Annotated in this window: 6 protein-coding genes; 5 read left to right on the top strand and 1 reads right to left on the bottom strand. The window is 63.6% G+C overall.

Annotated elements, in window-relative coordinates:
- Positions 1-3: 3 nt before the first annotated feature.
- Positions 4-1083 carry an MBL fold metallo-hydrolase gene (locus Cte04_RS15225; RefSeq protein WP_066479846.1) on the bottom strand — a complete coding sequence of 360 codons (1080 nt, stop codon included), beginning with the start codon at positions 1081-1083 and terminating at the stop codon, positions 4-6.
- 135 nt (positions 1084-1218) lie between these two features.
- On the opposite strand from Cte04_RS15225, the gene Cte04_RS15220 reads away from it, so the two are divergent.
- The 5 genes from Cte04_RS15220 (at position 1219) to aceK (ending at position 6084) form a co-directional block, all read left to right on the top strand.
- Complete coding sequence (locus Cte04_RS15220) at positions 1219-1620, top strand: MerR family transcriptional regulator (RefSeq protein ID WP_066479839.1); 402 nt, start codon at positions 1219-1221, stop codon at positions 1618-1620.
- A 112-nt stretch (positions 1621-1732) separates the two neighbouring features.
- On the top strand, positions 1733-2185 hold the full coding sequence (locus tag Cte04_RS15215; RefSeq protein ID WP_066479832.1) for a PaaI family thioesterase: 453 nt from the start codon (positions 1733-1735) through the stop codon (positions 2183-2185).
- A gap of 45 nt (positions 2186-2230) precedes the next feature.
- On the top strand, positions 2231-3418 hold the full coding sequence (locus Cte04_RS15210) for an isovaleryl-CoA dehydrogenase (protein ID WP_066479830.1): 1188 nt from the start codon (positions 2231-2233) through the stop codon (positions 3416-3418).
- Positions 3419-3477: 59 nt separating this feature from the next.
- Positions 3478-4140, top strand: a complete 663-nt coding sequence (gene can, locus Cte04_RS15205; protein WP_066479828.1) for a carbonate dehydratase — start codon at positions 3478-3480, stop codon at positions 4138-4140.
- A 48-nt stretch (positions 4141-4188) separates the two neighbouring features.
- On the top strand, positions 4189-6084 hold the full coding sequence (gene aceK / locus Cte04_RS15200; protein ID WP_083526690.1) for a bifunctional isocitrate dehydrogenase kinase/phosphatase: 1896 nt from the start codon (positions 4189-4191) through the stop codon (positions 6082-6084).
- Positions 6085-6099: the final 15 nt, after the last annotated feature.

Below are 6099 nucleotides of genomic sequence, written 5' to 3'. Positions count from 1 at the left end.
CGATCAGGAACTGGACAGGGAAAAGCGCAGCACGCCTTGAGCATCCATTCTGCGTTGCAGCTGCTTGCCAAACCACAGATAGTGCAGATGGGCCAGTGCCTCCCCCATGGCAAAAGTCATCTGGTGCACGTCGAGCTGGCGTTTGAAGAGGATGGGCAGGGTATCGGCCGCGCAAAGTGCTTGCGACCGGGCTGCCTGCATGATGTCGGCCAGGCGCTCCTGGTGGTGCTCCAGCAACTGCCGTATGCGCTGATGCAGGCCGGTGAATGGCTTGCCATGCGAGGGCAGGACATAGGTGTCCGCCGGCAGGGCGAGATAGCGCTGCAGCGAGTCCATGAATAGCTGCAGAGGATTGGCTTCCGGCTCCGTGGCATGGACGCTGACGTTGGCGGAAATGCGAGGCAGCACCATGTCGCCGCTGATCAGAAGATTGAGCTCCGGGCAATGCAGCGCCATATGTTCCGGTGCATGGCCGTAGCCCGCGATGCATTGCCAGCTGCGGCCGCCGATGTCGAGCGAAAGGCCGTCGATGAGGCGGTGGTAGGCCGTGGGCAGAGGACTGACCAGCGACGAGTAGTAATTGCCCCGGCCGCGTACGTGGCCGAGAAAGGTTTCGTCGCGCTGTCCGTGCAGCTGATAGAAGTCCGCGCCGGATTCCCCGCCAAAGCTATCCTTGTCCGCCATGGCGACCCGGGCCACGTTGTAGTCCGTGGCGCTGATCCACAGCGGCGCCTGCCAGCGGCGGCACAGCCACCCGGCCAGTCCGATGTGGTCGGGATGCATGTGCGTGACGATCACGCGCAGGATGGGTAGGCCCTCGAGCCCATTGGCAAATACCTGTTCCCATTGCTCCCGGGCTTCGGCCCGGTTGACGCAGCAGTCCACCACCGTCCAGCCCTCGCGCAGCTGGCCGTGCCCGTCTTCCTGCCGGTCTCGCAGCAGCCAGAGGTTGATGTGGTCGAGCGCAAACGGCAAGGCCATGCGAAGCCATTTGACGCCTGGCACCACCTCGATGGTTTCGGCAGGACCTGGCAGCGTGCTGTCCAGAGGATAGTGAAGCGTGGTTTCTTGCTGTTGGGTCATGGCCGCGGCTTATCGATTAGCATTTACGTTAACGTAAACGTTAGTTTTCTCCAGCCATTGTAGGCAGCGCCTGCCGTTCTGCCGTCACGTAGGTGATGCAGGCCTGCGGTGCAAGTTTCAACCGCACACCGATCTATGTCGAACAGCTACACCATCAGCGACCTGGCCAAGGAGTTTGATCTCACCACCCGCGCCATCCGCTTCTACGAGGATATGGGCCTGCTGCAGCCGGAGCGCTCGGGCGCAGCGGGGCGCAACCGCGTGTACTCGCCGCGTGACCGCGCACGGCTGCGCCTGACGCTGCGCGCCAAGCGGCTGGGCCTGTCCCTGACCGAAGCCAAGGAGATCATCGATCTCTATGACAGCCCGCGCGATACCGGCGTGCAGCTGAAGAAATTCCTCGATGTCCTGGCCGTGCACCGCAAGCAGCTCGAGGACCAGATGGCGGACCTGCAAGCCACGCTGGAGGAAGTGCGGGAGCAGGAAAAAGAAGCGCGTCAGCTTCTGAAGAAGGTTGACAAGAAAAGTGCCGCATAATTGACGTTTACGTAAACGTCAATATGATGCGCGGAGTGCCAGCACCTGAGGCTTTTCTTTCGGAGCCTTGCCTGTGCGGACGGCAGCCATTCCAGAATTTGCGGAGACATGCATGACAGCGTCGGGTAATCCGGTGGACTACGAAAGCCGCGTGCGCCAGAGCTTTGGCCAGCAGGGCGCCATGCGGACGCTGGGAGCCGAGCTCACGCACGTGGCGCCAGGCGCCGTGGACATCTGCCTGGACTGGGCAGAGGGCCTGACGCAGCAGCATGGCTTTCTGCATGCCGGCATGGTGTCCACGGCGCTGGATTCCGCCTGCGGCTACGCGGGGTTGACGCTGATGCCTGCCCATGCGGCCGTGCTGACCATAGAGTTCAAGATCAATCTGCTGGCTCCGGCAAAGGGCCAGCGTTTTCGCATGGAAGGGCGGGTGATCAAGCCGGGACGCACGATCACCGTGGCGGAAGGCCGGGCCTATGCCATGGACCGGGGCCAGGAAAAACTGGTGGCCACCATGGGTTGCACGCTGATGTGCGTGCAAGACCGCGAAGGCCTGAGCGACTGAGCGGCCCTTCCATTCCAGATTCGACGACATCAACAGGAGACAACCATGAGCCTTGCCAATCTGCCCGGACTGAATTTCCAACTGGGTGAAGACATCGATGCCCTGCGCGATGCGGTGCGTGAATTCGCGCAGAGCGAGATTGCACCGCGTGCGGCGGAGATCGACCGCAGCGACCAGTTCCCCATGGACCTGTGGCGCAAGTTCGGCGATCTGGGCGTGCTGGGCATCACCGTGCCCGAGCAATACGGCGGCGCCAACATGGGCTATCTGGCCCACATGGTGGCGATGGAGGAGATTTCGCGTGCCAGCGCCTCGGTCGGCCTGTCCTACGGCGCGCACAGCAATCTGTGCGTGAACCAGATCAACCGCAACGGCAACGAGGCGCAAAAGGCCAGATACCTGCCCAAGCTGATCAGCGGCGAGCACGTGGGCGCACTGGCCATGAGCGAGCCCGGGGCGGGCTCCGATGTGATCAGCATGAAGCTCAAGGCCGAGGACAAGGGCGGCTACTACCTGCTCAACGGCTCCAAGATGTGGATCACCAACGGCCCGGATGCCGACACCCTGGTGGTCTACGCCAAGACCGAGCCCGAACTGGGCGCGCGCGGCGTGACGGCCTTCCTGATCGAGAAGGGCATGAAGGGCTTCTCCATCGCGCAGAAGCTCGACAAGCTGGGCATGCGCGGCAGCCACACGGGCGAACTGGTGTTCCAGAACGTCGAGGTGCCGGCCGAGAACGTGCTGGGCGGCGTCAACATGGGCGCCAAGGTGCTGATGAGCGGCCTGGACTACGAGCGCGCCGTGCTCACCGGCGGGCCCCTGGGCATCATGCAGTCCGTGATGGACAATGTCGTGCCCTATATCCACGACCGCAAGCAGTTCGGCCAGAGCATCGGCGAGTTCCAGCTCATCCAGGGCAAGGTCGCCGACATGTACACCGTGCTGCAGGCGGGCCGCTCCTTCGCCTATACGGTCGCCAAAAACCTCGATCTGCTGGGAACCGAGCATGTGCGCCAGGTGCGCAAGGATTGCGCCAGCGTCATTCTCTGGTGTGCGGAAAAGGCCACCTGGATGGCCGGCGAGGGCGTGCAAATCTATGGCGGCAATGGGTATATCAACGAATATCCGCTCGGCCGGCTGTGGAGGGATGCGAAACTCTACGAGATTGGCGCCGGAACCAGCGAAATTCGCCGCATGCTGATCGGCCGCGAACTGTTCGCCGAAACCTGCTGAAATTCGGCAGGTGTTGGCGGCTGGCGCCATCCTTATCCAACAACACCAAGGATTGCTAAATGACAACGACCTCGATCGACGATCTGTTTGTTCACAACCGCGAGTGGGCGGACCAGATGGAGCGTGATCGTCCGGGCTTTTTCACCGGGCTGATGGCGCAGCAGAACCCCAGGTACATGTGGATAGGCTGCTCCGACAGCCGCGTGCCGGCCAACCAGATCACCGGACTGGAGCCGGGCGAGGTCTTCGTGCACCGCAATATCGCCAACGTGGTGGTGCCCAGCGACCTCAACTGCCTGTCCACCATCCAGTATGCGGTCGACCAGCTCAAGATCGAGCATCTGATGGTGGTGGGTCACTATGGCTGCGGCGGCGTGTATGCGGCGCTGACCAATCTGCGCCTGGGCCTGGTGGACAACTGGACGCGCCACGTGCGCGATGTGCGCGACAAGCACCTGAAGCTGCTGGAAGGCCTGTCTCCGCAATGGCGCCACGATGCGCTGTGCGAACTCAACGCCATCGAGCAGGTGGTGAACGTGGCCCAGAGCACCGTGATGCAGGACGCCTGGGCGCGCGGCCAGAAGGTCACTCTGCACAGCTGGTGCTACAGCCTCAAGAACGGCCACATCACCAACCTCGAAATGAGCGTGCCCGGCGTGGGCGGGCTGCAGGACGTGTACCAGCAGGCCGTGGAAAAGGTCGCCAAGCGCGAACGCGGCTGACACCGCTTTCCGCTGCGCCATGCCCTAAGTCCACGAAGGCCACCTTCCATGTTCCCGCCGCGACTGGATGCCCCGCAGGCCTATGCCATGGCGCAGGCCCTGATGCAGGGCTTCAACCAGCACTACCGCCTGTTCAATGCCGAATCGGCGCGTGCCAAGCAGCGCTTCGAGGCGCAGGACTGGCAGGGGCAGCAGGCGGCCCAGTTCGAGCGCATGGAGTTCTACGGCCGGCGCGTGCAGGAATGCATTGCGCGACTGGAAGCCGAGTTCGAGGCCAGCCGCCAGCCCATGGCCGTGTGGCAGCAGGTCAAGCTGCACTACATCGGCCTGATGGTGGACCATCTGCAGCCCGAGCTGGCCGAGACCTTCTTCAATTCGGTCACGACCCGCATCCTGCACCGCACGCATTTCCAGAACGACTTCATCTTCGTGCGCGCGGCGGTCAGCACCGAATACCTGGAAAACAGCGCGCCCGACGTGGAGCCCACTTACCGGGCCTTCTACCCGCAGACCCTGGACAAGCTGCCGCAGACGCTGACGACCATCGTGCAGCAACTGGCCCTGCAATGCCCTTTCGACGATCTGGAGCGCGATGTGCAGCGCCTGGCCGCACGCATGCGGGCGCGTCTCCAGGGCGTGATGCTGCGCGCCAATTTCCAGATCCAGGTGCTGTCCAACCTGTTCTTCCGCAACAAGGGCGCCTACCTGGTGGGCCGGATCATCAGCGGCTATTCGGAGCTGCCGCTGGCCATTCCCATACTGCATGACGGCAACGGCCGGCTCGTGCTGCACGCCGCGCTGTTCGGCGAGGACGAGCTGCACGGCCTCTTCAGCTTCGCGCGCTCCTACTTCCTGGTGTGCATGGACGTGCCCAGTGCCTACGTGCATTTTCTGCATGCCCTGATGCCGCGCAAGCCGCGCGCCGAGATCTACAACGCGCTGGGCCTGGGCAAGCAGGGCAAGACGCTGTTCTACCGCGACTTCCTCAACCACCTGCGCCATTCCAGCGACCAGCTGCGCATCGCGCCCGGCATCAAGGGCCTGGTCATGCTGGTGTTCGACCTGCCCAGCTTCCCCTACGTGTTCAAGCTGGTGAAGGACCGTATCGCCAGCACCAAGGAAACCACGCGCGCCCAGGTCAAGAGCAAATACCGCATGGTCATGCACCATGACCGCGGCGGACGCATGGCCGACACCATGGAGTACAGCCTGGTGGCCTTTCCGCGCAGCCGCTTCAGCGACGAGCTGCTGGCGGAGCTGCAGGCCCAGGCGCCCAGCCAGATCGAGATCAGCGATCGGGACGGAGACGGGCAGGAGGAGGTCATCATCAGCCACCTCTACATCGAACGGCGCCTGGTGCCGCTCAACCTGTTCCTGCAGGAATGCCTGGCCGAGGCACCCGCCAATCCCGCACGCCGGGCCGCGATGGAAAAGGCCGTGATCGAGTACGGCAATGCCATCAAGGACCTGGTGGCCACCAACATCTTTCCGGGCGACATGCTGTGGAAGAACTTCGGCGTCACGCGCGGCGGCAAGGTGGTGTTCTATGACTACGACGAAATCGAATACCTGACGGACTGCAACTTCCGCGCCGTGCCGCCGCCGCGCTGCGAGGAGGACGAGATGTCGGGCGAAGTCTGGTATTCGGTCGGCCCCCGGGATGTGTTCCCCGAGACCTTCGGCCCCTTTCTGCTCGGCCATCCGGCCGTGCGAGAGATATTCCTGCGCCACCATGCCGATCTGCTCGACCCCGCGTTCTGGCAGGCCCACCAGCAGCGCATCCGTGCCGGGCAGATGGCAGACGTGTTCCCTTACGACAAAAGCTGCTTTCTCGCCGGCGGCGATGACGGCTTCGATGTCCGGGCCCACGCAGCCGGCGCCGATGCTGCGCAGGCGCCGCCGTCCGCTCCGCCGGCTCCTGCCGCGGCGCAGGCCGGTGCCTGAGAAGCCCTGCCGGCG

It is taken from the genome of Comamonas terrae (assembly GCF_001544075.1).
Classification (GTDB): Bacteria; Pseudomonadota; Gammaproteobacteria; order Burkholderiales; family Burkholderiaceae_C; genus Comamonas; species Comamonas terrae.
Note: the sequence above shows the minus strand (reverse complement) of the source record. Positions and strands in the feature narration are given on the sequence as shown.